At 40.4% G+C, this 26,162-nt stretch carries 32 protein-coding genes, 1 pseudogene and 1 riboswitch; of the genes and pseudogenes, 23 read left to right on the top strand and 10 right to left on the bottom strand.

Going from position 1 to position 26,162, the window contains the following annotated elements:
* Positions 1–42: 42 nt before the first annotated feature.
* Positions 43–1,338 carry a DEAD/DEAH box helicase gene (locus CSV68_RS02635; protein ID WP_099634147.1) on the top strand — a complete coding sequence of 432 codons (1,296 nt, stop codon included), beginning with the start codon at positions 43–45 and terminating at the stop codon, positions 1,336–1,338.
* The gene (locus tag CSV68_RS02630; protein WP_099634146.1) at positions 1,335–2,237 is read left to right on the top strand and encodes a deoxyribonuclease IV; all 903 of its coding nucleotides are present in this window, start codon (positions 1,335–1,337) and stop codon (positions 2,235–2,237) included. The genes CSV68_RS02635 and CSV68_RS02630 overlap by 4 nt, the downstream gene beginning before the upstream one ends.
* 35 nt (positions 2,238–2,272) lie before the next feature.
* On the opposite strand, the gene CSV68_RS02625 is transcribed toward CSV68_RS02630, so the two are convergent.
* Positions 2,273–2,515: a hypothetical protein gene (locus CSV68_RS02625; protein WP_099634145.1), complete on the bottom strand. Its 243-nt coding sequence runs from the start codon at positions 2,513–2,515 to the stop codon at positions 2,273–2,275.
* Positions 2,516–2,614: 99 nt separating this feature from the next.
* On the opposite strand from CSV68_RS02625, the gene CSV68_RS02620 reads away from it, so the two are divergent.
* Genes CSV68_RS02620 through CSV68_RS02610 form a run of 3 tightly spaced genes read left to right on the top strand, consistent with a single transcriptional unit; the run spans position 2,615 to position 4,654 of the window.
* Positions 2,615–3,385, top strand: a complete 771-nt coding sequence (locus tag CSV68_RS02620; RefSeq protein ID WP_099634144.1) for a metal ABC transporter ATP-binding protein — start codon at positions 2,615–2,617, stop codon at positions 3,383–3,385.
* Complete coding sequence (locus CSV68_RS02615) at positions 3,382–4,212, top strand: metal ABC transporter permease (protein ID WP_099634143.1); 831 nt, start codon at positions 3,382–3,384, stop codon at positions 4,210–4,212. The genes CSV68_RS02620 and CSV68_RS02615 overlap by 4 nt, the downstream gene beginning before the upstream one ends.
* Positions 4,213–4,237: 25 nt before the next feature.
* On the top strand, positions 4,238–4,654 hold the full coding sequence (locus CSV68_RS02610) for a Fur family transcriptional regulator (protein WP_099634142.1): 417 nt from the start codon (positions 4,238–4,240) through the stop codon (positions 4,652–4,654).
* Positions 4,655–4,717: 63 nt separating this feature from the next.
* On the opposite strand, the gene CSV68_RS02605 is transcribed toward CSV68_RS02610, so the two are convergent.
* The 5 genes from CSV68_RS02605 to CSV68_RS02585 all read right to left on the bottom strand — a co-directional run bounded on the left by CSV68_RS02605 (position 4,718) and on the right by CSV68_RS02585 (position 8,268).
* Positions 4,718–5,467 (bottom strand): sulfite exporter TauE/SafE family protein, encoded by a 750-nt coding sequence (locus CSV68_RS02605; protein WP_099634141.1) that lies wholly within the window; start codon positions 5,465–5,467, stop codon positions 4,718–4,720.
* Between the two features lie 136 nt (positions 5,468–5,603).
* Positions 5,604–6,194 (bottom strand): 5' nucleotidase, NT5C type, encoded by a 591-nt coding sequence (locus CSV68_RS02600; RefSeq protein WP_099634140.1) that lies wholly within the window; start codon positions 6,192–6,194, stop codon positions 5,604–5,606.
* Positions 6,191–7,318, bottom strand: coding sequence for a flavodoxin-dependent (E)-4-hydroxy-3-methylbut-2-enyl-diphosphate synthase (gene ispG, locus CSV68_RS02595; protein WP_099634139.1), 1,128 nt, complete (start codon positions 7,316–7,318; stop codon positions 6,191–6,193). The genes CSV68_RS02600 and ispG overlap by 4 nt, the downstream gene beginning before the upstream one ends.
* A 55-nt stretch (positions 7,319–7,373) precedes the next feature.
* Positions 7,374–7,718, bottom strand: a complete 345-nt coding sequence (locus CSV68_RS02590; RefSeq protein WP_099634138.1) for a hypothetical protein — start codon at positions 7,716–7,718, stop codon at positions 7,374–7,376.
* Between the two features lie 46 nt (positions 7,719–7,764).
* On the bottom strand, positions 7,765–8,268 hold the full coding sequence (locus tag CSV68_RS02585; protein WP_158233480.1) for a DUF1189 family protein: 504 nt from the start codon (positions 8,266–8,268) through the stop codon (positions 7,765–7,767).
* 242 nt (positions 8,269–8,510) lie between these two features.
* Between CSV68_RS02585 and CSV68_RS02580 the strand changes: the two genes are divergently transcribed.
* From CSV68_RS02580 to CSV68_RS02565, 4 genes are all read left to right on the top strand, one after another.
* On the top strand, positions 8,511–10,142 hold the full coding sequence (locus CSV68_RS02580) for a Na/Pi cotransporter family protein (RefSeq protein WP_099634136.1): 1,632 nt from the start codon (positions 8,511–8,513) through the stop codon (positions 10,140–10,142).
* A 20-nt stretch (positions 10,143–10,162) separates the two neighbouring features.
* Positions 10,163–10,645, top strand: coding sequence for a DUF456 domain-containing protein (locus CSV68_RS02575; protein ID WP_099634135.1), 483 nt, complete (start codon positions 10,163–10,165; stop codon positions 10,643–10,645).
* Between the two features lie 87 nt (positions 10,646–10,732).
* Positions 10,733–11,341 carry a superoxide dismutase gene (locus CSV68_RS02570; protein WP_099634134.1) on the top strand — a complete coding sequence of 203 codons (609 nt, stop codon included), beginning with the start codon at positions 10,733–10,735 and terminating at the stop codon, positions 11,339–11,341.
* Positions 11,342–11,440: 99 nt separating this feature from the next.
* On the top strand, positions 11,441–13,591 hold the full coding sequence (locus CSV68_RS02565) for a peptidoglycan D,D-transpeptidase FtsI family protein (protein ID WP_233190425.1): 2,151 nt from the start codon (positions 11,441–11,443) through the stop codon (positions 13,589–13,591).
* 54 nt (positions 13,592–13,645) lie between these two features.
* On the opposite strand, the gene CSV68_RS02560 is transcribed toward CSV68_RS02565, so the two are convergent.
* Entirely contained in the window at positions 13,646–14,095 is a 450-nt protein-coding gene (locus CSV68_RS02560; RefSeq protein WP_099634133.1) for a hypothetical protein, read from the bottom strand.
* Positions 14,092–14,451 (bottom strand): hypothetical protein, encoded by a 360-nt coding sequence (locus CSV68_RS02555; protein WP_099661401.1) that lies wholly within the window; start codon positions 14,449–14,451, stop codon positions 14,092–14,094. The genes CSV68_RS02560 and CSV68_RS02555 overlap by 4 nt, the downstream gene beginning before the upstream one ends.
* Positions 14,452–14,623: 172 nt before the next feature.
* Between CSV68_RS02555 and rpmG the strand changes: the two genes are divergently transcribed.
* The 5 genes from rpmG to CSV68_RS02530 all read left to right on the top strand — a co-directional run bounded on the left by rpmG (position 14,624) and on the right by CSV68_RS02530 (position 18,703).
* Complete coding sequence (rpmG, locus tag CSV68_RS02550) at positions 14,624–14,773, top strand: 50S ribosomal protein L33 (RefSeq protein WP_029054517.1); 150 nt, start codon at positions 14,624–14,626, stop codon at positions 14,771–14,773.
* A gap of 55 nt (positions 14,774–14,828) precedes the next feature.
* The gene (locus CSV68_RS02545; protein ID WP_099661400.1) at positions 14,829–15,413 is read left to right on the top strand and encodes a 5-formyltetrahydrofolate cyclo-ligase; all 585 of its coding nucleotides are present in this window, start codon (positions 14,829–14,831) and stop codon (positions 15,411–15,413) included.
* Positions 15,406–15,591: a YqgQ family protein gene (locus CSV68_RS02540; RefSeq protein ID WP_099634130.1), complete on the top strand. Its 186-nt coding sequence runs from the start codon at positions 15,406–15,408 to the stop codon at positions 15,589–15,591. The genes CSV68_RS02545 and CSV68_RS02540 overlap by 8 nt, the downstream gene beginning before the upstream one ends.
* Before the next feature lie 124 nt (positions 15,592–15,715).
* Positions 15,716–17,611 (top strand): LTA synthase family protein, encoded by a 1,896-nt coding sequence (locus CSV68_RS02535; RefSeq protein ID WP_099661399.1) that lies wholly within the window; start codon positions 15,716–15,718, stop codon positions 17,609–17,611.
* A gap of 72 nt (positions 17,612–17,683) precedes the next feature.
* Complete coding sequence (locus CSV68_RS02530) at positions 17,684–18,703, top strand: YqgU-like beta propeller domain-containing protein (RefSeq protein ID WP_099661398.1); 1,020 nt, start codon at positions 17,684–17,686, stop codon at positions 18,701–18,703.
* 149 nt (positions 18,704–18,852) lie between these two features.
* On the opposite strand, the gene CSV68_RS02525 is transcribed toward CSV68_RS02530, so the two are convergent.
* On the bottom strand, positions 18,853–19,035 hold the full coding sequence (locus tag CSV68_RS02525) for a DUF2759 family protein (protein ID WP_029054522.1): 183 nt from the start codon (positions 19,033–19,035) through the stop codon (positions 18,853–18,855).
* A gap of 233 nt (positions 19,036–19,268) precedes the next feature.
* On the opposite strand from CSV68_RS02525, the pseudogene CSV68_RS02520 reads away from it, so the two are divergent.
* Positions 19,269–19,829 (top strand): annotated as a pseudogene (locus tag CSV68_RS02520) (MBL fold metallo-hydrolase); the annotation flags it as partial.
* Between the two features lie 61 nt (positions 19,830–19,890).
* Here CSV68_RS02520 and CSV68_RS02515 read toward each other — a convergent pair.
* Positions 19,891–20,133, bottom strand: coding sequence for a DUF2626 domain-containing protein (locus CSV68_RS02515; protein ID WP_099633587.1), 243 nt, complete (start codon positions 20,131–20,133; stop codon positions 19,891–19,893).
* Between the two features lie 344 nt (positions 20,134–20,477).
* Between CSV68_RS02515 and comGA the strand changes: the two genes are divergently transcribed.
* The 8 genes from comGA to gcvT all read left to right on the top strand — a co-directional run bounded on the left by comGA (position 20,478) and on the right by gcvT (position 26,162).
* The gene (comGA, locus tag CSV68_RS02510; RefSeq protein ID WP_099633586.1) at positions 20,478–21,482 is read left to right on the top strand and encodes a competence type IV pilus ATPase ComGA; all 1,005 of its coding nucleotides are present in this window, start codon (positions 20,478–20,480) and stop codon (positions 21,480–21,482) included.
* On the top strand, positions 21,469–22,521 hold the full coding sequence (gene comGB / locus CSV68_RS02505) for a competence type IV pilus assembly protein ComGB (RefSeq protein ID WP_158233479.1): 1,053 nt from the start codon (positions 21,469–21,471) through the stop codon (positions 22,519–22,521). Before comGA ends, comGB begins: the two co-directional genes overlap by 14 nt.
* Before the next feature lie 13 nt (positions 22,522–22,534).
* Positions 22,535–22,846: a competence type IV pilus major pilin ComGC gene (gene comGC / locus CSV68_RS02500; RefSeq protein WP_099661396.1), complete on the top strand. Its 312-nt coding sequence runs from the start codon at positions 22,535–22,537 to the stop codon at positions 22,844–22,846.
* Positions 22,836–23,288 carry a competence type IV pilus minor pilin ComGD gene (comGD, locus tag CSV68_RS02495; RefSeq protein WP_099633583.1) on the top strand — a complete coding sequence of 151 codons (453 nt, stop codon included), beginning with the start codon at positions 22,836–22,838 and terminating at the stop codon, positions 23,286–23,288. The genes comGC and comGD overlap by 11 nt, the downstream gene beginning before the upstream one ends.
* Entirely contained in the window at positions 23,281–23,580 is a 300-nt protein-coding gene (locus CSV68_RS02490) for a hypothetical protein (RefSeq protein ID WP_099661395.1), read from the top strand. Before comGD ends, CSV68_RS02490 begins: the two co-directional genes overlap by 8 nt.
* The gene (comGF, locus tag CSV68_RS02485) at positions 23,577–24,011 is read left to right on the top strand and encodes a competence type IV pilus minor pilin ComGF (protein ID WP_158233478.1); all 435 of its coding nucleotides are present in this window, start codon (positions 23,577–23,579) and stop codon (positions 24,009–24,011) included. The genes CSV68_RS02490 and comGF overlap by 4 nt, the downstream gene beginning before the upstream one ends.
* A 162-nt stretch (positions 24,012–24,173) precedes the next feature.
* Entirely contained in the window at positions 24,174–24,680 is a 507-nt protein-coding gene (locus CSV68_RS02475; protein ID WP_099633579.1) for a shikimate kinase, read from the top strand.
* A 134-nt stretch (positions 24,681–24,814) separates the two neighbouring features.
* A riboswitch (glycine riboswitch) is annotated at positions 24,815–24,907 on the top strand.
* A gap of 163 nt (positions 24,908–25,070) precedes the next feature.
* Positions 25,071–26,162 (top strand): glycine cleavage system aminomethyltransferase GcvT, encoded by a 1,092-nt coding sequence (gcvT, locus tag CSV68_RS02470; protein WP_099633578.1) that lies wholly within the window; start codon positions 25,071–25,073, stop codon positions 26,160–26,162.

Raw genomic sequence — 26,162 nt, 5'->3', positions numbered from 1 at the left:
CCGAATCATGGTACAATAAGAATTATCTAGAGGAGGAACGATATGTCTAAATTTACTGATTACCAATTCAAACCGTTTTTGAGGGAAGCCATTCAAAAATTAGGGTTTGAAGAACCAACACCGATCCAAAAAGAAATCATTCCATTGATCATGAAAAACACAAGTGCAATTGGACAAGCCCATACAGGAACAGGGAAATCCCATAGTTTCCTAATTCCACTTGTTGAAAAACTTAAGCCGGAGCAGGACGAACTGCAAACGGTCATTACAGCACCGACACGTGAGTTAGCGGTTCAACTTCATAATGAACTGAAAAAGCTAATCGAAGGAACGGATATCAAAAGTGCAATCTTGATTGGCGGTACAGATAAAAAACGCTCTGCTGAACGATTAAAGAGCACACCGCACATCATCGTCGGTACACCAGGACGTATCCAAGATATGTCGGAAACCGGCGCATTATCGATCCACACAGCCACTCAGCTAGTCATTGATGAAGCAGATCTTGCATTTGATATGGGCTTCATTGAAGATATTGATAAGTTTGCTTCAAGAATGCCGGAGAAGATTAGCATGTATGTATTCTCTGCAACGATTCCTGAAAAACTGAAGCCATTCTTGTCGAAGTATATGAACTCACCCGTTCATGTGCGGATGGATGATAAGAAACCGTTGACTGAGAATATGCATTATTCATTAGTTCCTGTAAGAAGTATGGATAAAAACAAGAAACTACTACACGTGATGGATGCCCTTCAGCCGTATCTAGCGATTATTTTCATGAACACAAAGCAAAACGCTGATCGTCTGGCTACCTATTTAGCGGAGCACGGGCATAAGCCTGGAAAAATCCACGGTGATTTGACGCCACGCGAACGTACACGTGTTATGAAGCAAGTTCGGGATCTAGAGTATCAATACATCGTGGCGACTGATCTGGCAGCGAGAGGAATCGATATTCCAGGTGTCAGTCACGTCATTAACTTTGAATTACCAGATGATCTGGAATTCTTTGTTCACCGTGTAGGACGTACTGCACGTGCAGGAATGCAAGGTCATGCGATTACGTTGTATGAGCCGTCCGATGAAGATGCAATTAATCAAATTGAGAAGCTTGGCATTCCTTTTGTTCACGAAGATGTCAAAAATGGTGAATGGATTGAAGTGAAAGAGCGTCAAGCACGTAAGAAACGCGTACGTGAGGTAGATGAACTTGATAAAAAAGCAGATTCCTATATTCGTAAGCCAGATAAAGTGAAGCCAGGCTACAAGAAGAAGATGGCAGAACAAAAAGAGAACTTTAAAAAGAGACAAAGGAGAATAAAGAAGAAATCATGACACAACACGATATCCTTCTAGGTTCTCACGTATCCATGAGTGGTAAAAAGATGCTACTTGGCTCAAGTGAAGAAGCTCTAAGCTATGGAGCTAATACATTCATGATCTATACGGGAGCGCCTCAGAACACGAGACGTAAACCAATTGAAGAATTGAATATCGAAAGCGGTACACAGAGTATGGAAGAAAATGGCCAATCAAATCTCGTCATCCATGCGCCGTACATTATTAATCTCGCGAACACTACGAAGCCTGAAACGTTCCGCTTAGGCGTAGACTTTTTGCAACAGGAAATCCAGCGCACTGAAGCGCTTGGTGCTAACCAAATTGTCCTCCATCCAGGTGCCCACGTGGGCGCAGGGGCGGAAGTAGGTATCGAGAAAATAATTGAAGGCTTGAATGAAGTGTTATCTGAAGACGCGAATGTTCGCATCGCACTTGAAACGATGGCTGGTAAAGGAACAGAATGTGGTAGAAGTTTTGATGAGATCGCCAAGATCATCGACGGTGTGAAGCATAACGAACGTCTATCCGTTTGTTTTGATACATGTCACGTTCATGATGCAGGCTATGATATTGTCAATGATTTCTCAGGTGTCTTAGATCAATTTAACAATATTGTTGGACTGGACCGGATTTCCGTCATTCATGTTAACGACAGCAAGAATATTTGTGGTGCTGGAAAAGACCGTCACGAAAATATTGGCATGGGACATATCGGCTTCGAACCGTTGGTGTATATCGTTCATCATCCAGCATTTAAAGACGTCCCAAAAATCTTGGAAACGCCATTTATCGGAACAGATAAAGCAAATAAAAAAGCCCCTTATGCAGTGGAGATTGACATGTTGAAAAATCATCAATTCACTCCTGCTCGATTAGAAGAATTGCATAACTGAAGACTTTAAGCGTTGCGTACCCGCAACGCTTTTTTCTATTGTAGTTTATATTGTTCCAAATACAGCATGGTCTTCTCATAGCCAATGATCGAAGTGATTTTTTCGATGAATACGGACGGAATACCTGTAAACAACCAAGTGAATGAAACTTCATCCAGCAAAGGTCGTAGCTGCTGTACCTCCTTCGTAGACAACTCCACACCATAACTTGCCGCGTAATGTACTGCTTCCTGATCGGGCAACTGTTTAATTTCCTGAATTAACTGAAGTAAATCCATCTTCATCATTTCCTTTCAATTGGTTGTATCCCTCCGCGTCTTACTATATAATTCATAAAGTAATCGGAATGATTCCGAATTAAAGGAAGGGATATGTATATGACAAATTCCATTATTAACTTAGAGCATATATCGCATAAATTTAATCACTCTGTTGCGCTTTCTGATGTCAGTCTAGAAGTGAAACAAGGGGAGTTTTGGGCGTTAATTGGTCCAAACGGTTCGGGTAAATCTACATTATTAAAGATCATACTAGGGTTGTTGAAACCGTCACAAGGCACGATTGAACTGTTTGGTGGGCCGATTGATTCGTTTAACCAACAACAAAGAATTGGTTACGTCTCTCAAAAATCCAATGCATTTACGACGCAGTTCCCAGCAACGGTATTGGAAGTCGTGAAGAGCGGTTTAACGAGTAAAAAGGGACTTTTCAAGCGGTTCGATAAAGAAGATGAACAGCAAGCTCTTGATGCGCTACATGTAGTGAAAATGGCTGATCGTAAAGATGAAAGTATAGGTGATCTCTCAGGAGGTCAGCAGCAGCGTGTCTTCATTGCGAGAGCCCTCGTAAGTCATCCGGATTTACTGATCATGGATGAGCCGACAGTCGGAATTGACAGACAAAATGTAGAATCCTTCTATTCTATGCTTAGCGAATTGAATCGTGAGTACGGAATAGCGATTTTACTCGTGACACATGAAATCGATGTCGTGACAAAGCTTGCAACACATATTGCGTGCTTGAATCGATCTATCCATTTCCATGGTGTCCATGCAGACTATGAAAAAATGAGTGAGGCGGAATTGTCCGGCTGGTACGGTCATCCTATTCGTCGGCTCCATCAAAAAGAAACGGAGCCGGTTAGATGATTGAAGCTATTTTCACATATGAGTTTTTACAAAATGCTGTATTATCTGGGCTAATTATTGGCTTGATCGCCCCGATGCTAGGATTGTTTATCGTAGTGCGTCGTATGGCGATGATTTCAGATGCACTTAGTCACGTAGCACTCGCAGGGATTGCAGGCAGTCTCTATTTGAGTCAGCAAGTATTGTTCTTCGCGGCGCTTAACCCAGTGTATTTAGGGATGGGGGCAGCTGTAATCGGCTCTTTGTTGATTGAGCGATTGCGTAGAGTGTATAAAAGCTTTGAAGAACTGGCGATTCCGATCATTTTATCTGCAGGTATTGGTTTTGGGGCAATATTTATATCCCTTGCCAAAGGTTTTGGTACAGATTTAGTCGGTTATTTATTTGGTTCAGTGTCCGCTGTGAGTCGGCAAGATTTATACATTGTTATTTTTATTGCTATTATTGTGATTGCCTTTATCTATTTCTTATATAAAGAGTTATTTTCATTGGCATTTGATCCAGAGTATGCGAGAGTGTCTGGGATTAATGAACGCGTTATTCAAGCGGCGTTTATGATTATCACAGCGCTAGTCATTGGTGCATCAATGCGAATCGTTGGAATTTTGCTAGTTTCTTCGTTGATGACATTGCCTGTGGCAGCTGCTATTCAAGTGGCTAAAAGCTATAGGGGTGCACTAGTATACTCGGTAGTATTCGGGGAAATCGCTGTGATCATTGGGCTGATATCTGCGTTTTACTTAGATATCGCGCCTGGCGGGACCATTGTAGTTACGTCAGTGTTCATTTTACTGTTAGTACTTTTATGGAAAAAAGTACGGTCATAGGCAGCAGGAAAGGTGGCGTTACGATATGTCGATAGATGAAGCATGGGATATTCTATTGAAATATGATTATAAACGAACAAAGAACCGAGAAATACTATTGCGATTTTTTGATGATGCGGATCGCTATGTCACGGCTATGGAAGTTCGCGTAGCGGTAGAACGGGATAATCCGGGTATTAGTTTTGATACAATCTACCGGAATCTTGCCATGTTCTCGAAGCTTGGTATTTTAGATGAAACAGAACTGAATGGCGAGCGACTTTTTCGTATGCAGTGTGCGACGGATCATCATCACCACCATTTCATTTGTACAGCGTGTGGTGGCACGAAATCCATTCCAATTTGCCCGATGGATAGTGTAACGGTAAATTTGTCAGAGTATGTAATAGAAGGGCATAAGTTTGAGATTTATGGCAGATGTCCGAAGTGTAAAGTGGGATAGTTTGAATAGAAAAAGGCAACGCATCATTTTTTATGATGTGCTGCCTTTTTTATTGAATAGTATTCAAATGGAAGTAAGTAATAAAATCGCTCCTAGGAATGCTAGTAGAAGAAATACATAGCGTATAAATTTTTCATTTGGCATACGACGTTGTATAGAAATACCGAGCCATGTTGCGAGTATGACAGTGGGGAAAGAGTAACCGTATAATATAAATACATCTTTTGACCATAGTCCCCCTAAAGCCTGTCCAGCAACTATAAATGTCCCTGTAATAAGAAAATGGGCTTGCAAGGTTCCGCGAAAGCGCTTTGGTTCCCAACGTCTTAACGTACCATACACGACTACGGGCACACCGTGAGTATTATAAGCGCTTCCAAGCACACCGGATACAAATCCAACTGGCCATGACCAAAACTTCGCCTTCAGTCTTTCTGTAGCAAAAGTATGTTGTAATAGACTCTTGCCAAATGAATACGAACCATAAAGAATTAAAAAGATCCCAAGTGCAATAGTTATTAGCGTATCGGGAAGTTTGACGACCAATACGATACCAACGGGAATTCCTGCTAAAGCACCTATGACTAGGCGAAGTAAAGCTGGACGGTCCGCATGACGCCATTCCGAAACTACGGTAAATAATGCCACCGTGAGTCCCACCAAACCTATTAAAGCGATAGAAGTATGTAAATCTACTGATAGTAATGCGAGCAAGGGCATACTGACAACTGCTTCACCAAAACCGAATGTAGCACGCGATAAAGCACCAATAAATACGGCAATGATTACTAATACAATTAGATGGAAAGACATGCATTAAAAACCTCAATCTACTATATTTCGTACTAATAATGTACTAGGTTTTATTATACATGTGAAGTTAAAAGTAAGATGCGAATATACAAGAAGACTATAAAAAAGAGCACCGCAATATGCGGTGCTCCAGCCATCATTTACTCTTTATCATTTCGGTTGTATGAAATAACTGTCTAACGTACTGATCAGCTTGTTTCCAATTGGCTACTCGTATGACACCTTCAGGAATCGGATCCTGGTTATAAGGAGTATCAAATAAGAACACCGGAATATCCAACTCCTCGTGGATACCTACTGCATTGTCATGCTTGTCTTCGAAGAATACATCTACGTTGAATTGCTTGGCCGTCTCAATTTTATGATGCGTGCCAATCAACTCTACGTGGTCATAAGGTATTTGCTGCTCGTGAAACCAGTTCGTTGTAGACTCGAGTACATTCGGTCCACGGGCTGAAATATAATACAACTCGAACTGCTTCTGCCAATTGGTCAATACTTCTTTTGCGAATTCTTGAGCAGGGGAAGTCTGATAGATCAGTTCTTCCGTTTCTTTGTACCATTGCCCAAACTGTTCAGGGTCCACATCAAACGCTTTCGTCAAATCATACTCTTTAATATCCGCGAGTGTCAGATTAGAACCGAAACGCTTGTTGATATGGGGAAGCAGAGCAGTGGGTGTAGTTACCGTCCCGTCAATGTCGATCCCGAAACGTATATCCCTCATTCAGAAACGCTACCTTGTGCTGCAAGTGCTTCTTCTTGTCTTTTCTTCTCGAAATATTCCTCGGCTAAAATGTCGATTTCCTTTTTCAATTCTTCGACCATTGTCTCTTCTGGAACTTTTCGGACCGTTTTACCATGCATGAAGAGCAATCCTTCACCACGAGCACCAGCAATACCGATATCTGCTTCACGGGCTTCACCTGGACCGTTTACCGCACAGCCAAGAACTGCTACCTTCAACGGTGCTTTAATATTCGAGATATATTCTTCTACTTCATTAGCAATGGAAATTAAGTCGATTTCGATACGGCCGCATGTTGGGCAAGAAATTAATGTTGCCGAGTTGGAAGATAAACCGAATACTTTCAGTAACTCTTTCGCTACTTTGATTTCTTGAACCGGATCCGCACTTAACGATACGCGCATCGTGTTACCGATACCTGATGATAGAAGGGAACCAAGACCTGCCGCACTCTTGATTGAACCTGCGAATAGTGTACCGGATTCTGTAATACCTAAGTGCAATGGATAATCGAATGCCGCAGCCGCAAGCTTGTATGCTTCGATCGCCAAGTTAACGTCAGATGCTTTAAGTGACACGATAATATCATGGAAATCCAAGTCTTCAAGGATTTTGATATGATGCAATGCACTTTCAACCATACCTTCTGCAGTAGGGTAGCCGTACTTCTCAAGAATTTTTCTCTCAAGTGAACCTGCGTTGACACCGATACGAATTGGAATACCCTTCGCTTTTGCTGCATTAACAACAGCTTCAACTTTCTCTTTACGGCCAATATTACCTGGATTGATACGAATTTTATCTGCACCTTGTTCAATTGCAATCAATGCTAATTTATAGTCAAAATGAATATCCACTACTAGCGGAATATTGATTTGCTTTTTGATTTCTCCAATCGAATACGCAGCGCGCTCATCGGGACATGCTACACGTACGATTTGGCAGCCTGCATCTTCCAAACGTTTAATTTCTGCAACTGTTGCTTCGACATCATGTGTTTTTGTCGTTGTCATGCTTTGCATAAACAGCTCATTGCTTCCCCCGATAGTCAAATTACCAACTTTTACGGGACGAGTATTGGAACGATGAATCATTTCAGTCATTATGTCTCTCTCCTTCAAATGAGTAAATACCATCATAAAAAGATGGAATATAAAATTATCCTTTGTCGCCTTCTTCGCAAACAGATTCTACTTGTTCACCGATCGGCAGCTTGATTTTTTCGCCTGCTACAAACTGTTGGCGTTCAAGATGAGGGTTCATGGAATAAAATTGCTCCAACCTCTCAAGAAAGTTTTGTGTTGAATCTGGGTATAATGCGAATAACGATTCTATTGTATCACCTTCAACCACTCGAATGGCAATTGAATGATTCGGCGTTTCCTCTATACAGGACGATTCATCTTCAAAAAAGGCTGCAAGAGGGATTGTCCCTTCTGTTAAATCCATTCGAACAAAATGAACTGTGCAAAATACAGCAAGTGCGATTAGTAGAATTCTCATCATGCATCCCTCCTGCACTACACTATGCAGAATAGGGGAAGTCTATTCATCTTGGTTGTTTTGGATAATAGACTGCTGCTCTCCAAACGTAGAGTAGATGGACTACCGACGCGATCCACAAGCTATAAGGTTGCATAGGCGGAACAAATTCAAATGCCATCGTCAGCAAGATTGGTAATGTTGCAGCAATCGCTGCTGTTCGCCACATAAAACGAAATTCGCCACGGCGATGCAATAGTTTCAATAGCACTACCCCTATGATAGCAAAAATACTGATGCGAATAAATAAATACGACGTAATAATGACCAATTGCAGCACAAATGCGATTGCATAGATCAAAAAGCCGATCGTTTCGCCGATTTCCGCTAATTCAGGAGATGACTGGAACAGTGTATGATCGCCTACTACAAATTGCAAAAATGATACGCCGGTGTAAAGAAAGATAAACACAAATATGTATTGAATGACTTTACCGATCGATAACAAGCGGAATGCTGCAAGTTTTTTGGGTTCATGTAAAGAAGCTTTAAAAATTTGATGGAATTTCACTGAGCCGGCCTCCCTTTCTACATATAGTCTACCATTTATTTAAAACATACTGCTTTGCAGAAATTTCGACATTCTTATGACAATTCATTGCTGCATTGTTAAGGTGATGTAAAGATTGCAGTAGGATGCTTTACAATTGACGTATATAACTCTCATAATAGGTTGAAACTTCACGACGATTGTAACGAGTGAAGGGCAGTTAGAAATCATACATAAAACGTTTGATGGAGGTTGACAATTAAATGGAAGTGAACTGGCAAGAAGTGGTGTTCCAATTTCTTGGGGGCTTAGGAATTTTCCTATTCGCAATTAAGTACATGGGGGATGGATTGCAAAAGGCTGCAGGGGACAGACTTCGCGCAATCTTAGACCGTTTTACTACCAATCCATTTATGGGAGTTCTTGTCGGTATTATCGTAACAGTGTTAATTCAATCTAGTTCTGGAACAACTGTTATTACAGTAGGTCTGGTAAGTGCCGGATTTATGACACTCCGTCAGGCAATCGGCGTCATCATGGGCGCCAATATCGGTACGACAGTGACTGCGTTTATTATTGGTTTAGATGTCGGCGCATATGCATTACCGATCATGGCATTTGGTGCCTTCCTGATTTTCTTCGTCCGTAAAGCTAAAATCAAGAACCTAGGAGAAGTCATCTTCGGCTTCGGGGGATTATTCTTAGGACTTGAATTAATGAGTGACGGAATGAAGCCTTTACGTTCATTAGAAGCATTTGCTGATTTCACACTAGCAATGAGTGAACATTCACTGCTCGGCGTAGTAGCGGGAACGATTTTCACACTGGTCGTACAAAGCTCCAGTGCGACTGTCGGAATCTTGCAAGGTCTCTTCGCTGAAGACTTGGTTACAATGAAAGCCGCACTGCCGATTCTCTTTGGCGATAACATCGGGACGACAATTACTGCAGTACTTGCGGCACTCGGTGCATCTGTTGCAGCAAGACGAGCAGCAGCTGTACACGTACTATTCAATATCGTCGGTACCATCGTATTTATGATCCTGCTCATACCGTTTACGGCTTACGTTGAATGGATGGCGAGTGCCTTGAATCTTGAAAGTAAAATGCAAATCGCATTTGCACACGGTTCGTTTAACATCGCCAACACGGTTCTACAATTTCCATTCATTGGTGCTTGGGCTTATCTGGTCACTAAGATGATACCGGGCGAGGATGTCACGATTGAGTATAAACCGAAACATCTTGACCGTCGCTTCATCACACAATCACCGGCCGTCGCAATTGGACAAGCCAAAGAAGAAATTGTCCGGATGGGTGATTTTAGTGTCCGGGGTCTTCAGGAATCATTTGAATATTTGAAGACAGGTCAGAAAAAATATGCAGAAACAGCGTATCAAATTGAAGATGCTATCAACAATCTCGATCGCAAAATCACAGACTACTTAGTAGAAGTATCCGTAGTTATCGTGTCGCCAGCTGAATCTGGTCGTCACGTCTTATTAATGGATACTGTCCGTGATATCGAGCGAATAGGTGATCATTTCGAAAACATCATTGAGCTAATCGATTTACGTGAAACTAATAAATTGAAGCTGACAGATGACGCAATGGAAGATCTAACTGAAATGTTCACATTGACAATCGAAACCGTTCAAAAAGCGATTGAATCATTAGATTCAGACGATACAGATCTAGCACGTATCGTTTCAGAGAAAGAAGATTTAATCGATAATATGGAACGTCGATTCCGTAAAAATCATATCGTCCGTTTAAATGAAGGACATTGTAGTGCACAAGCTGGCATGGTGTTCGTCGATATCGTTTCGAATCTTGAGCGAATTGGTGACCACGCAGTAAACATTGCGGAAGCGATTTTAGGTAAGCACGCATAATAAAATAAGGAGTGACAGCTATGTTATGGATCGGTTGGACATTAGCAATTATCATGTTCGCGATCGCGTTTGTCGGATTGATCTACCCTGTCATTCCATCTGTTGTGTTTTTACTGGCAGGCTTCCTACTTTATGGCGCGTTTGTTTCATTTGAGGAGTTAACTTGGTTATTTTGGGTAATCCAAGTATTGTTCGTTTTGTTATTGTTCGGAGCGGATATGATCGCCAATCTCGTCGGTGTTAAACGCTTCGGTGGCAGCAAAGCGGGAATGTGGGGAAGTACGATTGGTCTGCTTATTGGCCCATTCGTCATTCCAGTGGTGGGTATTCTAGCTGGACCTTTTATTGGTGCAATCATTGCAGAACTCATTTTCTCTCGTGTAGGGATTAAACAAGCTTTCCGTTCAGGAGTCGGCTCTGTCATTGGTTTTCTGACATCAGTTGCTGTAAAAGGCACCATTATGGTGGTCATGATTGTCATTTTTCTATTTTTTCTCCGTTAACAGTCCATTTTCTTTGAATGCTGACTCATATTTTGATAATGTGAAGAGGTAGGGCAAAACAGAGATAATTTAGAGGAGGAATGGAAAATGGCTTATACATTACCAGAACTACCATACGCATACGATGCGTTGGAGCCACACATCGACAAAGAAACGATGAACATCCATCACACGAAACACCACAACACGTATGTAACGAACGTGAACAATGCACTTGAAGGTCACGAAGAACTTCTTAACATGCCTGTTGACGAATTAGTTGCAAACTTGGACAAAGTTCCAGAGGACAAGCGTACAGCAGTCCGCAATAACGGTGGTGGGCACTCTAACCACTCATTGTTCTGGACAATCCTTTCACCAAACGGTGGCGGCAACCCAACTGGAGAAGTTGCAAAAGCAATCGACAAGAAGTTCGGTAGCTTTGACGCTTTCAAAGAAGAGTTTGCTAAAGCTGCAACAACTCGCTTCGGTTCAGGTTGGGCTTGGCTTGTTGTAAACAACGGTGAAATTGAAGTAACATCAACTCCTAACCAAGACTCACCTTACATGGATGGTAAAACACCATTACTAGGTTTGGACGTTTGGGAGCATGCATACTACTTAAACTATCAAAACCGTCGTCCTGACTATATTTCAGCATTCTGGAACGTAGTAAACTGGGATGAAGTAGAAAAGCGTTACCAAGACAATAAGTAATTGAAACCTGACACACATCTAGTTCGTCTAGATGTGTGTTCTTTATTGTTTTCATGCTATAATTCTTATACATAAACTTCCTGAGAAAGGAGATTCCTGTTGAAGAGAAACCAGAAAAAGACGGAGCCGCCCAAAACGGGTCAACGTCAACATATTGCATTTCGAATGAATTTTTTATTTGTAGCGATTTTTGTCCTTTTTTCCTTACTCATATTCCGTTTAGGTTATATGCAAATCGTCAAGGGGGAAGATTATGCACGCAGTCTTGAACGAACCGAGGAGATTGCGGTCAACACGAGCACGCCGCGTGGAAGAATTTTCGATCGCTCGGGAAAAGTACTCATAGACAATGAAGCGAAAAATGCTATCACGTATACGAAAACATCCTCCACGACGACGAAAGAAATGCTTGCGCTGGCAAGAAAAATCGCGAAGTTGATCGACCAAGATACTCACCGTGTCACAATAGGCGATAAACGAGATTTCTGGATATTATTAAATCCTGTAAAAGCAGCTGATAAAGTACCTAAGAAAGAGCAAACTGAGCTCAGTAAAGATGACAATAAATCTCAGAAAGATGTCCAACGGGAAATAAATCAGCTGACACGCGACCGAATCACAGATGAAGAATTAGCTACTTTGTCTGCGGAAGATTTAGAAGTACTCGCTATTTATCGAGAAATGATGGCAGGTTATGCCTATTCACCACAAATTATTAAAAGCGATGGTGTGACCGATAAAGAACTAGCTGTTGTTTCTGAAAGATTGGATCAACTGCCGGGCGTCAATACGACTACGGACTGGGATCGGGTGAAGAAATCCGACAGTGCGATTCTCGGTTCCACAACAAGTCCGGTAGAAGGGATTCCGCGTTCTCACTTAGACTATTTCCTAGCGAGAGACTATTCCCGTAATGATCGCGTAGGAAGAAGTTATTTGGAAGCGTATTACGAAGACTTACTGAAAGGTCAAAAGACGATTGTGAAAAATGTCAAAGACCGCACAGGAAAAGTCGTTGAAACAAAAACGGTGAAAGAAGGAAAGCCAGGTAAAGATTTAATCCTGACTACAGATACTGATTTACAGAAGGCGCTGGAAGATGTCGTATCCAATAAATTATTGCGTTTAAAACAAGGTCCGAATACAGGTGCGTTGGACTCGGCATTCCTTGTCATGCTAGATCCGAATAACGGAGAAATCTTGTCGCTTGTCGGTAAGAAAGTACTAAAGGATGAATCGACAGGACGGTGGGCGATACAGGATTACACATATGGTACGTTTACTTCAGCGTATGAAGTCGGATCAACGGTGAAATTGGCGACGATGCTTACAGGTTATAATGAAGGTGCTGCAAAAATTGGTGAAGTTAAAATTGACCAACCAATCAATATTGGCGGCAGATACAAACGATCTTTGTTTAATCCGAATGGTCGAGTGGCATTAAACGACATTTCCGCTATTGGTCGTTCTTCCAACGTATATATGTTCCGTATAGCGATGGGCTTAGGAAAAGCGACATACCGACCAGGACAAGGATTACCAATCGACAAGAAAGCCTTTGATACATTCCGCGAGAACTTTGCGGCATTTGGCTTAGGCGTCAAAACAGGAATCGATTTACCTGGAGAATATACAGGGGTAACCGGTACTGAAACAGTCCCTGGGAAACTGCTTGACTTCTCAATCGGACAGTTTGATACGTATACTCCTCTGCAAATGGCGCAATATGTTGCAACTATTGCTTCTGACGGCAATCGAATAGCACCGAAGATTTTGAAAGAAATTCGTGAACCATCTCCGGATGGGGAAGTGCTTGGCGAGTTGGTTGAGGAAACTCCTGTGAAAGTGTTGAATCACTTGAAAAACTCTCAAGAGGAAATCGATCAAGTGAAGAAAGGTATGAATTATGTATACTATGGCGCGAACGGTACAGCTTCTGGCTTACTCGCGGGTGCACCCTATACAGGAGCAGGAAAGACGGGTACCGCGGAATCCTTTTATTACACAGGTAATAAATCCAACCCAGTTATTCCGACGATTAACCTGTCTCATGTAGGGTATGCCCCTGCAGACAAACCTGAAGTTGCGTATTCCGTTATCATTCCGTATATTTCCACGAATACGAAACGCTATCCATCCGCCACAGCTAGTGAAATCGCCAAAGAAGCACTTGATGTATATTTTGAACAAAAAAGACAGAGAAACTCGAAGGCTGACGACGCATCTCCGGATATGAGAATACAGAAATAAACAATATCAATCAATACAAAAAAGACGAAAACCTCTTGGTTTTCGTCTTTTATATTATAAGCGCAAAAAGATTCTGGCGATTTCAGGGAAGCGCATATCAGAGCGTAATTCATATGTACCGGTTTTAATTTTTCGTGTATATTCATTTTCAATTATATACAGTTCAAATTCTTCAGCATTCTTTATTAACTTCTCGTTTTCTAATTCGCGCGATAGCTCGGCGGGTGTAATACCTGCTTTTACGGTAAAACTCTTTGTGATGATTTCATCCGCTTCATTTTCATCTGGAATCGTTTCTTGCTCAGCTTCTGGTTTACGAATAGATTCTTTTCCAGAAAGGGTTTGTGATATAGCAAGTTCTTTTTTTAGAATAGCTACATCTTCTTTGGAATCGGCCAATTGTTTTTGCAACGAACCTTCTGATGTTTGTTGCTGTACGAAATACAGAATACCACCAGCTATCAAACAACCAATCCCTATGGCGCGCAATATTTCCTTGATCATGACAACCGCACTCCTTTAGAATGTAGCACTTCCGTTACTTCCTTTTCACTAAGTGAAGCGCGTTTGGCAATCTCAGGGATTGTGTAGCCTTGTTTGTGAAGTGATGTGATTTGATTGACGATAATTGCGTGTATTGTTTTTTGAGGTGCTGGTGCAATGGGCTCTGGAGCTGGGGATGCGACCATTAATTCTTCTTCCAGCAAACGTACTCTCTTTTTTAGATTACTCGTTTCTTGATGCAAGCTGATCGATACATTTTCCAACTCATCATCTATTGCGCGAGCCTTATTGCCCACGAAAAACGAGAGAATGACAGCCAATACACCGATGCTGAGTAATAGTAAGGGGATATCCATACTGTTCCCTCCCAAATAACTAGAATTTCCTTCATAATACCATAAGCACATGCTGAATGATATTTGAAACTTTTTGCTGTACAACGATTGATTCTATGGTATAATATATTAGTCGTATAGATCATGCTCATGTTTTACTTATATCTATAGCTATTGAGTGGGAGGGACAGTAATGCGCGTAAACGTAACACTCGCTTGTACAGAATGTGCAGAGCGTAATTATATTACTAAGAAAAACAAGCGTAACAATCCAGAACGTATTGAAATGATGAAATATTGCTCACGTGAAAAAAAGCAAACTTTGCACCGTGAAACGAAATAATCATTAAAACCAAAACCTGCTTCGGTTTTGGTTTTTTCTTACGGGAGGTAGTACAGTGGAAAAGCAGCATCTTCGAAAACAGGTTATACAGCAATTACATCAATTAACTCCATCTGATCACGAACGGAAATCATCCATTATTACAGATAAAGTTCTTGCTTCGGATGAATTTAAGTATGCAGAGACAATCGGAATCACATTATCAAGGTTTCCGGAAGTGAACACGCATCGTTTGATAGAAACCGCCTGGCAAGTCGGGAAGCGAATTGCTATTCCACGATGTATTTCTTCTACGAGAGAAATGGATTTTCGTTTGATTGATTCATTTGATCAAACAGAAGTAGTGTACATGGACTTAAAAGAACCGAAAATAGATTTGACAGAGCCTGTAAGACCGGAAGAAATTGATTTGCAAATTGTGCCAGGTGTCGTATATTCAGAAACAGGTTACCGTATTGGATTCGGTGGCGGTTACTACGATCGCTATTTGATAAATTTCCCATTTGAAACATTTTCACTGGCATTTGACTGTCAAATCAGCCATAATATAGTTAGGGAGCCGCACGATGTTCCGGTGTCCTATATTTACACAGATGAACATATTATAGATTGTCAGAAAGCTCGTGAAGCAAATGAATGAATTTTATGACGTGATGAAATTGCTTAAACGTTTTGGTGTAATCATCTATACAGGCAATAAAAGACAGGATAGCATGATCATGGAGTCCGAGGTCAAAGAACTGTATGACCATCAATTCATTGATCAACAAACATATATTCAAGCATTGCTTGTTTTGAGAAGAGAGCAAACTAGCTAGTAGCTAGTTGATATTATACGAACTACTCATTCCTCGTCTTATGTGAAACTTTTCACTCAGTCAAACGTCTATATATATGATGACTATAAAACAGTATCTAAACGAAACGAAAGGAAGAGATGGAATGAGAAAATTTTCATGGCCTAAGCATTCCGTACTCATTATCGCAGTAATCGCAACTTGGTTGACTACCTATATCGGGTATTTCACCAGTTTCAATATGAAGATCGATAATGCTATGCAACAATTTATCTTACTAATTAATCCCTTAGCATTTCTAATGTTTATTTATGGGGTTGCTTTATTTATTAAAAAGACGAAAACACGTAACCGATATATTTTAGCGGTTAGTTTTATCACATCATTTGTCATGTTTGCCAATGCTGTGTTCTATCGTTTCTTTACGGACTTTATTACACTGCCTCTATTGTTCCAGACAAGTAACTTTGCAGATTTAAGTTCCTCTATTACTGAGAACTTACGACTTCTTGACCTATTCTTTTTCTCAGATGTCTTGATTATTATAGTGGCTATGCGATTCTTTAAGCAAGGACCCGTTCAAGAATCTAGCCGTAAAATGGGACGCAAAGTATATTTCGCAGCAGCTGCTACGTTGATGATGTTCAACTTGGCGCTTGCAGAAGCTCAGCGCCCACAGTTATTGACAAGAAGTTTTGACCGAGAATTGCTAGTTAAAAATATCGGTACGTATAATTATCATCTATATGATTTATTCGTACAATCGAAATCCCATGCACAGCGTACATTTGCTGATGGTACGGAATTGACGGAAATAGAAAACTACGTCAAAGCCAACCACGCACAACCAGATCCAAAAATGTTTGGTTCTGCAAAAGGCAAAAATGTCATTCTCGTTTCACTTGAATCGTTACAAAACTTTGTTATTAATAATGATATGGATGGACATGAAATCACTCCATTCTTAAATGAATTAACAAACGATAAAGATACATTCTACTTTGACAATTTTTATCAACAAACTGGATTAGGGAAAACGTCCGACTCCGAGTTTATCGTGGAGAACTCATTATATGGACGTAACGGTAGTGCAGTATTCTTTACACACAGCGGTAACACATATAACTCGCTTTCTGAACGACTTGGCGAGAATGGGTATGCTACAAGTGTTATGCATGCTAACAGCAAGAGCTTCTGGAACCGTGATATTATGTACAAAGCACTAGATGTACAGAAGTTCTATGACGTAGATAGCTACACAATTGGTGAAGATGAAGCTGTTAACTGGGGAATGAAAGATATTCCTTATTTCCATCAATCTGTTGATTTGATGAAAGATATTAAGCAACCATTTGCTACACGAATGATTACACTAACAAACCATCACCCATTTGATTTGGATGAACAGGATAAATTAATTCCTGAATACACATCAAATTCCAACACGTTAAATAAGTATTTCCAGACAGTTCGATATATGGACGAAGCGGTTAAGGAGTTCTTTGATGACTTGAAGGAAAGTGGTTTGTATGAAGATTCGATTATCATCATGTACGGAGACCACTATGGTATTTCCGAAAACCACAATAAAGCAATGGGTATGTATATGGATAAGGAAATTACACCATTCGATAATGCAGAACTTCAAAAGGTTCCATTGTTCATTCATATGCCAGGATCCGGTGAAGGTAAGCAAATGCATGAGCTTGGCGGACAGGTAGATATCCGTCCTACCGTTCTTCATCTGCTAGGCATTGATACAAAAGCAGATATGCAATTCGGTTCTGATTTATTCTCACCTGATCATGAACCATTCGTCATTTTCCGTGACGGCCGTCTTATCACAGACAAAAATATTTACGCACAGGAAGTTTGCTATGACATTGAAACAGGTGAACCATCACAAGATGAAGCGCAATGTAAGCCGTATATTGAGCGTGCCAACACTGAATTGAATTATTCAGATACTATCATCAATGGTGACTTGCTTCGATTCAAGGAAAGACCAGATGGCAGTCCTGAAATGAAAGAAAGTAAATAACTTGATGAGCTGCGCGGCGCCTATGCCGTGCAGCTTTTTTTAACTATAAACTAACGATAGGGAAGTGAAAAAGTGAAGAAAATACTTATCCCAGTAGTATGCACATTTTTTTTAGTAGCATGTACGCAATCTAAGGATCTTGAAGCTGAAGAGCAACCAGTAGAAAATCAAACTGAGTCATTAGAAAAACTTACGGTTTCGCAAGATGATGTGCGTTTTGTTGTAGGTTGGTTGAATGAAACAGCGATTTTGTTCGTCGATCACAAAGATGATGAAGACCGTCTGCTGTCTTTTGATTTGAAGACAGGAGACATACATACGTTATTTACGGCTACTGCAACGATTTCTGAGGTGCAAGTACATCCTACTGCTTCGCAACTGCTAGTCAAAACAGCAGAAGATTCAACGGAAGCTATCATACATATAGTCGATCATGCGGGTGTGCCACTAAATCAAATATCGGTAGAATCCTCTGAACTTGAAATTCAATGGAATGGTATCGACGCTTCCCAAATACTAATTACGGCATTCTCTGATGATTGGAGCTACGAGATTATGCGCTACGACGCAAATGACGATACATTGGTCGCGGTGGATCTCGCTGATCCATTTCCTCGGTGGCTAGGTACTGAAGAGTTGGTGTACATGGGAGAAACAGATGTATTGAAACAATCACTGTCTACAGGAGAAGAAACTACGCTCGCTAATAACGTCAACCAATTCTACTCAGCTACAGATCAAGTATTAATTGAATCATTCGAAGATGAGCAGATACGATATGCAGTTCTAAATACTACCGGGGAAGAGAAAAGCTCTTGGTTGGTTGAAGATGATTCATTCGTGATGGATCGTGCTGTATTTCCAGATGAACATACATTGTTGATGACGATTACCAATCAAACCGAGATGATGCCAACCAGTTTTCTAGTGAAGATACAAGAAGGCAAGGAAGTGAAGCGTCAAGAGCTATCAGAAGGCGGATCGCTAGCTTGCAAAGGTAATAAGTGTTTGACAGGGTATAGTCTGGATACTTGGATTGATATTAAAACTGGCGAGATGGTGAAGTGGTTAGAGGTGGAGCCAATTGAATAAACCCTATTATAAATACTGAGATCCTATCTAGGGGGACTGAGATGCTAGTTGGAGCGTATCCTTCAATGTGTCGAACTTCCCTGATATCGATTCGTAGAATAAAAAAATAAGGACATCCCCAATGAAGGGGTGTCCTTATTTTTTGGAACTTATTTGTGTAGTTGTGGCGGGTATCCAGAATATATGACAGTAGCGATCGTAAATCCTCCGATAACTACAACCGTTACCACATTGAAAACTATACTTAACAGATTCCGCTCTTTAAAAGCTTGGACCGTTCCAAAGACTGCTAAAATTGCAATCAATCCAAAAATGATGACTAATAAATTCATTGAGTAGACACTCCTTTCAACATTGAAAAAATGAATGCCATAAAGCGATATTCCTCCTCTATTGTACTGTTAATGAATCGTTTTGTCGAGATTAAATAATGACGATTATTTGAAGTTTGTGTCCAGATTCATTAATATTAGACAAAGAGGTGAATTAAATGAGGATACATATACATCCACTAGGTCCAATTCAAACGAATTGTTACATAGTGTAAGATAAAAAGAAGAATTGTTTAATATTCGATCCAGGTGAAGATGCAGAGGCATTATTATCGGAAATACGAAAGTTATCGCTGAAGCCTGTTGCCATTTTATTGACACATGCACACTTTGATCATATCGGTGCGTTGGAAAAGATTCGAACCGCTTATGATATTCCAGTGTATTTGCATGTGGCAGAAAAGAAATGGCTTGCGAACCCGGAATTGAACGGTTCAGCTAAATATCCTGTATTACCTGATGTCATTTGTAATCCTGCAGATGTGCTACTTCATGATGAGAAGCAATTGGAAGTAGGTCCATTTAAGATGGAGACGCGTCATGTGCCAGGACACTCTCCAGGAAGCGTTTGCTACATCTTTCAAGATGAAGGGTTCGCAATCGTAGGGGATACACTGTTCCAAGGTAGCGTAGGTCGTACGGACTTGCCTGGAGGTAATACAGAAACGTTGCTCAAAGCGATTCACGAACAGTTATTGTCACTGGATGACGAGATGTTAATTTATCCTGGGCACGGACCCGCGACAACACCAGGAATCGAAAAAGATCAAAATCCCTACTTACACGGATTTTAATAAAAATAAAGCAAACAAAAAACAGCTTTCCATTGTGGAAGCTGTTTTTTGTATGTACGGATTAGTGTCCTCCGCCAGGTACGTGAATGAAAATTGAATAGTAACTGAAACCAACCATGAAGATCATCAGGTATGCTCCGAATAGGTAAATATACATACGCTCTGATAGCTTCAAGTATCCAAGTAGAATAAAGAAGACTGTACCTGCTACCATAAGTAAAGCAGCTGGAATCATATTTCCTACATAGAACATTACCGCAAAAATACCTGACCAGAATCCTAAAAGTTTAAACATATTATCCATCTAAGAATCCCTCCTTCACAACATTACAATAAGCTCTTATCCATTATAATAGAACGTAAGCCTAAAAGTAAACTCCAATCGATTTTACATTGTGTCAAAAGAGTGTACTTGTACGAACGGATTAAGATAGTAGCTGATTACAGTATAACAGAACCTATGGTGAAAATAATATGAAAATTGATTTTTGCTATCGAATTGACGTAAAGAAATGAATTATGACTCCATAATGACCTTGAAAAATGAATTCACATAAATGTAGTGCGTTTTCAAACAATTCATATTCCGTATATACTTCCTTCTAAGATGAAAAGTGGTCTTTTGTCGAATGGAGAAAGGGGAGAACTATGGAAACTGAACAGAACCCTATAGAAAAAACTTGTTTGCAGCTGCTTGAGAAAGCTATTAAGTCCGAAGCCACAGATATTCATTTTGTGCCTACGACAGAGGGATATGACGTGACAATTCGTAAGCACTCGTATTTTTCAAAAATTGGTCAGTATCCTCATACACTAGGCGGTCGCTTAATTTCATTCTATAAATTTTTATCTGCTCTAGATATTAGTGAACAACGTCGCCCTCAAAGTGGTTCCTTCCACCGGTCTTTCTTAGACTGTAACTTCTCTTTTCGTGTCTCGACCATTCCCTCTATTCAATTGAGGGAGAGTGTCGCAATCCGTATTCAGAAACACGATAAAATCGTTCCGCTCAACCAGCTATGTCTGGATCCTGAATGGACGCAACAATTGGCGGAAGCCGCTGCTAGCAAACAAGGACTGTTTCTTGTCACCGGACCTACTGGCTCTGGTAAAACGACTACATTGTATTCTTTGACTTCCCATTGTGTATCCGAACTCAGACGTCATGTCATTTCACTTGAAGATCCTGTAGAGAATAATCATAGTCATCTGCTACAAATTCAAGTGAATGAACGTTCGGGTATTACATATTCTGCTGGGCTGAAAGCGATTTTGCGTCATTCTCCTGATGTTATCATGATTGGTGAAATACGAGATGCAGAGACAGCTAAAATTGCAGTTGAAGCAGCGTTGACAGGACACTTAGTTCTCAGCACAATCCATGCGAAAGATCCTGTAGGGTGCTTGTATCGTTTACTAGACCTCGGTATTCATGTAGAAGAACTTAGACAGACCATTATCGCAATCTCCGCTCAGCGACTGATTACCCAACAGTCCGGAGAAACGGCAGCGGTTTTTGAAATATTGCAGGAGTCAGATCTACAAATAGCTACGGAATCAATGGTCAATGGTATACGTTTTACGACACCTATTCATAAGAAAATTGAAGTGCAGCAAGCTTTGTATGAAAAGGTGCTATATGGATCGGATTAAATTAATCAGTTCATCTTCCAATAAAAAATTAACAAAGCCAGCAGAGTTTCTAGTGCGACTTTCAGTGTTACTACAAGAAGGCTATACCTTTCATGAAGGACTCATTCTGATCTTGCCCTATCATACGAAAGAGTATGAGGAGAAACTTCGACAAGTAGAAGAGGAGTTGAAAATGGGATATGGTGTTTCGCATATATTGAAGAGTTTAGGTTTCGGTAAAAGTATAATGTTGCCGATTGTTATTGCAGAAGTGGACGGCAACTTGATACGTGCGTTGAAAGAGGTCGCGGATCGTGTCAACCGAAAGACAGAGAAGCAGAAACAGATACGAAAACTATTGGCATATCCTAGTGTTCTGTTTTCTTTCCTATTGATTTTATTGGTAGCGTTCCGGCAATTTTTCTTGCCGAATTTTGAAGCGTTAACTGTAATGCGGGCAAATGACGATGGAGGGATCGTTCAATTACTACCGAAACTCGTTTCATCTATACCGGATCTCTTGCTCGCTGTTGCCATTATATTTGCTATTGGTTTTCTTTTCGTTCGAATATGGTTAAAAAGATTGTCTCCATCTGAAGTTTTACACTATGTATTAAAAGTCCCTGGGGTCAAAACATTCTACAGTGAAATGAAAACTAGAGATTTCGCCAGTGAACTCGGAAGTTTGTTGCAATCTGGACTTTCCTTGCAACGCGCATTAGCTGTTCTAACCGAGCAGACAGAGGATCCAATATTATCGGTTATCACTAACGAACTTAGTGAATACGTCATTTATGGTGAATCTTTACATGAAGCAATCCGTTTAACAGATGGATTATCGCCACGGCTCGCAGATTTTGCGAAACACGGAGCGGATACCGGATACTTACCGAAAGAACTTTTGCTATATAGCGAACATACGAGTGAGCAATTGGAGGAGAAAGTCAATCAATGGTTAACGATAGTACAGCCTGCCTTATTTGGTGTCCTGGCAGTTTGTATTTTATTATCCTATTTATCTATTTTATTGCCTGTTTATAAAATGATTGACAGTATCTAAAGGAGGAGTAGATTTGCTGAAGAATGAAAAAGGTTTTACATTAATCGAAATGATGATCGTATTGCTGATTATCACCGTATTAATCTTAATCGCAATCCCAAATGTTACCAAGCATTCTAAATCGATAGATGAAAAGGGATGCGAAGCGTACGTCAAAATGGTGGAAGGCCAAGTGCAAGCATATAAGATGGACAAAAAAACGATTCCGACGATTTCATCTCTGACAACAGAAGGGTATTTACCGGCTGAACCTGCGTGTCCTAATGGTAAAGCGATATCAGTTGACGGAGAAGGAAAAGTGACGGCGCCAAAAGATGGTGGCTAAGCAAGCTGTCAAAGGTCAGCAAGGGTTCACTTTCGTGGAGCTGTTGCTTGTTCTATCTATTATGATGATTTTAACAGCCGTTATTCTTCCGTTTAGTGAAAAGCGTCTGCAAAGAATAACCGAAGAAGATGCTCTGAAGCAATTCATGACGACGGTTCATGAAACGCAATTATATGCGATCACAAATCAGCAAAGAGTCACTTTGAAATTTGAAGAAGATGGTAGAGCTTACAAAGCGGTTTCAGATGATTTATTTAAAGTATTAAGTGGAGAATTTCCTGAAGGAATGTACAGGACGAAACATTCTCCACTAAGACAATTAGATTTTGCTGATACAGGTTATTTGATTAATACAGGTAAAATAACCATCACCACACAAAGTAAAGGTAATATATCAGTCTCATTCCAATTTGAAAGAGGAAGGATGATTGTCAATGAATGAAAAAGGGCAATCGTGGCCAGAAGCTATGTTGTCGTTACTCGTAGTCCTGGTGATTTTTGGATCTTTATTACCAATGGCTAACATATTGACGTCATCTGTTACCGAAAAAAAGCAAGCGATGATTGCAACTCAAACTGCCTATCAAGCAGCTATTCTATATAAATCATCAGGACAAACAACAGGACATAGATCACATGAGGATTTGCACTATAATTGGACAGTTAGTGATAGACAGATTTGCGTTGCATATGACATTCAACAAATAGAAAACCAGAGATGTGTGAATATATGAAACGATTGAATGAAAAAGGATATTCATTAGTTGAGAGTATTGTTCATTTACTTATATTCACGATGTTAATTCAATTTACCATTCTGTTTTTCTACTGGCAAGCGCCCGTGGAGAAAGTTTATCAAGGCGATTTACTAGGGGAGTGGGAGTTATTTTCATTAGAGTTACAGGAATTATTGGAAGTAGTAACTGTAGTGGAGGAAGTAAAACCTACTCGCTTGACGTTTCATACGAAAAGAGGAATTATCACAATTCAGCAATACGATGAAATGCTTCGTAAGGTAGTAAATGGAACAGGTCATGTTCCATTATTGATGAATGTGAAATCCAGTAAATTTACTTTGAAAGATAGCGAATTGAAGCTTGTTGTCGAAATGAAGGATGGTATGCGTAAAGAAAGGACGTTTGCCATTGGATTATATCAAAAATGAGAAGGGAGGATCATTTATTTTCGCGATTGTTCTATTATTTTTCGTAAGTCTCTTTCTTTTCTCCCTCGTTTCATGGCATGATAGTATCTACAGAATATACGACTGGCTCGAAACCTATTATGAGCATAAAGCAGTTGAATTAATGAAACGGGATGGATGAAAATGAAAAGGATTTATTTAGTGGGATTCATGGGATGTGGAAAAAGTGCAATCGGTAAACGGCTGCATACGCTAACAGGCATTCCGTTCTTTGATATGGACCATGAAATTTCAGAACAAATGCAAATGACGATTCCGGAAATATTCGATCAGTATGGAGAATTATATTTCCGACAGTTGGAGACAGAATTCCTTGAAAAATTCCCGGAAGAATATTGTATTGTGGCGACGGGTGGGGGTGTTGCGGTAAGAGAAGAGAATATACACCTGATGCGCGAAACAGGTATCGTATTTTTCCTCAATGCATCATTCCGCGATATTTGGCGAAGAATCTCAACTGATGTCAATCGTCCGATCGTACAACAATCCTCGCGGCAAGAATTAGAAGCTCTTTATAAAAAACGCAAGTCGAGGTATTTACAGTCATCTCATTTCACTGTAGAGACTACGGGCAAATCTTTAACGGATATTGCAGAATATATTATCTTTCAAATCGAAAGATATCAATAACTCATTAGAAAAGCGAATGATTTAGTTTGTAGTTAAACTATCATTCGCTTTTATGTGCTCTTAAGAAATAGATTGCGCTTACTTCTATGAAATGTTAAGATATCAGTGAAGAAAAAATTAATTGAATCATGCGAATGATTGTATGGGGAGAGCGCGCATTAGGCGCCGCCGAAGGAGCAAGTAACGAATGTTATGAATCTCTCAGGTAACAAAACGCATACATGACGCATCTCTGGAGAGTGCTGAGTAATCAGCGGCCGAAGAAAGTATGGAAACTGTAAAGCTTTCAGGCAAAAGGACAGGGGTTCTCTTTTATAGGAGACCCCTGTCCTTTTTTTGATGAATTACATACTGATCGATCCTTGATCAGAACAAAAAGGAGGAAACAGTTTGACGAATCCATTATTACGTACACCGTTATTTGAAAGTTATAAAGAGTACGGAGGCAAGACGATCGACTTTGGCGGCTGGGAGTTGCCTGTACAGTTCTCGAGTATTAAGGCAGAACACGAAGCTGTTCGTACAAAAGCGGGTTTGTTTGATGTCTCGCATATGGGAGAAGTGTTTGTCAGTGGTAGCGGCGCACTCGATTATTTGCAGAAGCTCGTGACGAATGATGTTTCCAAACTGAAAATCGGCCAAGCGCAGTATACTGTGATGTGTAATGAGCAAGGTGGAACGATTGATGACTTCTTAATTTATAAATTAGAGGAACAGCGCTATTTATTAGTAGTCAATGCATCAAACATTGAAAAAGATGTTGCCTGGATGGAAAAACAACAAATTGACAATGTCGTCATCGATAACCAATCCTCCAATTACGCATTACTTGCACTGCAAGGTCCTGTGGCGGAGTCGGTATTACAGAAACTGACGGATGAGTCGCTCGAAGAAATTAAGTTTTTCCGTTTTAAAGAACATGTTCAAGTAAGTGGAGAAGATGTACTTGTTTCACGTACTGGTTATACAGGAGAAGATGGATTTGAGATCTACGGCACCCCCGAAGCAATCCAGAACTTGTGGTCAAAGATTTTGCAAGAAGGTAGTGTCGTCCCTGCAGGTCTTGGTGCACGAGACACACTGCGCTTTGAAGCGGGACTGCCATTATACGGTCAAGAACTAAGAGAAGATATTTCTCCACTCGAAGCGGGACTTGGTTTCGTCGTGAAAGTGAACAAGAAAGAAGATTTCATTGGTAAAGATGTACTGGTGAAGCAAAAAGAACAAGGCGTGCAACGTAAGCTTGTTGGACTTGAAATGATCGATAAAGGGATACCTCGCACTGGTTACAAAGTATTTGATGGTGACCAGGAGATCGGTGAAGTCACAACGGGTACGCAGTCTCCTACATTAAAGAAGAACATCGGTTTTGCACTTCTATCTACAGAGTTCACGGAGCTTGGTACTGAAGTCGAAGTGGAAATCCGCACAAAGCGTCTGAAGGCTAAAGTTATTGCAACACCTTTCTATAAAAGATCATAA

Origin of the sequence: Sporosarcina sp. P29, assembly GCF_002743265.1 — a bacterium.
Taxonomy (GTDB): domain Bacteria; phylum Bacillota; class Bacilli; order Bacillales_A; family Planococcaceae; genus Sporosarcina.
Note: the sequence above shows the minus strand (reverse complement) of the source record. Positions and strands in the feature narration are given on the sequence as shown.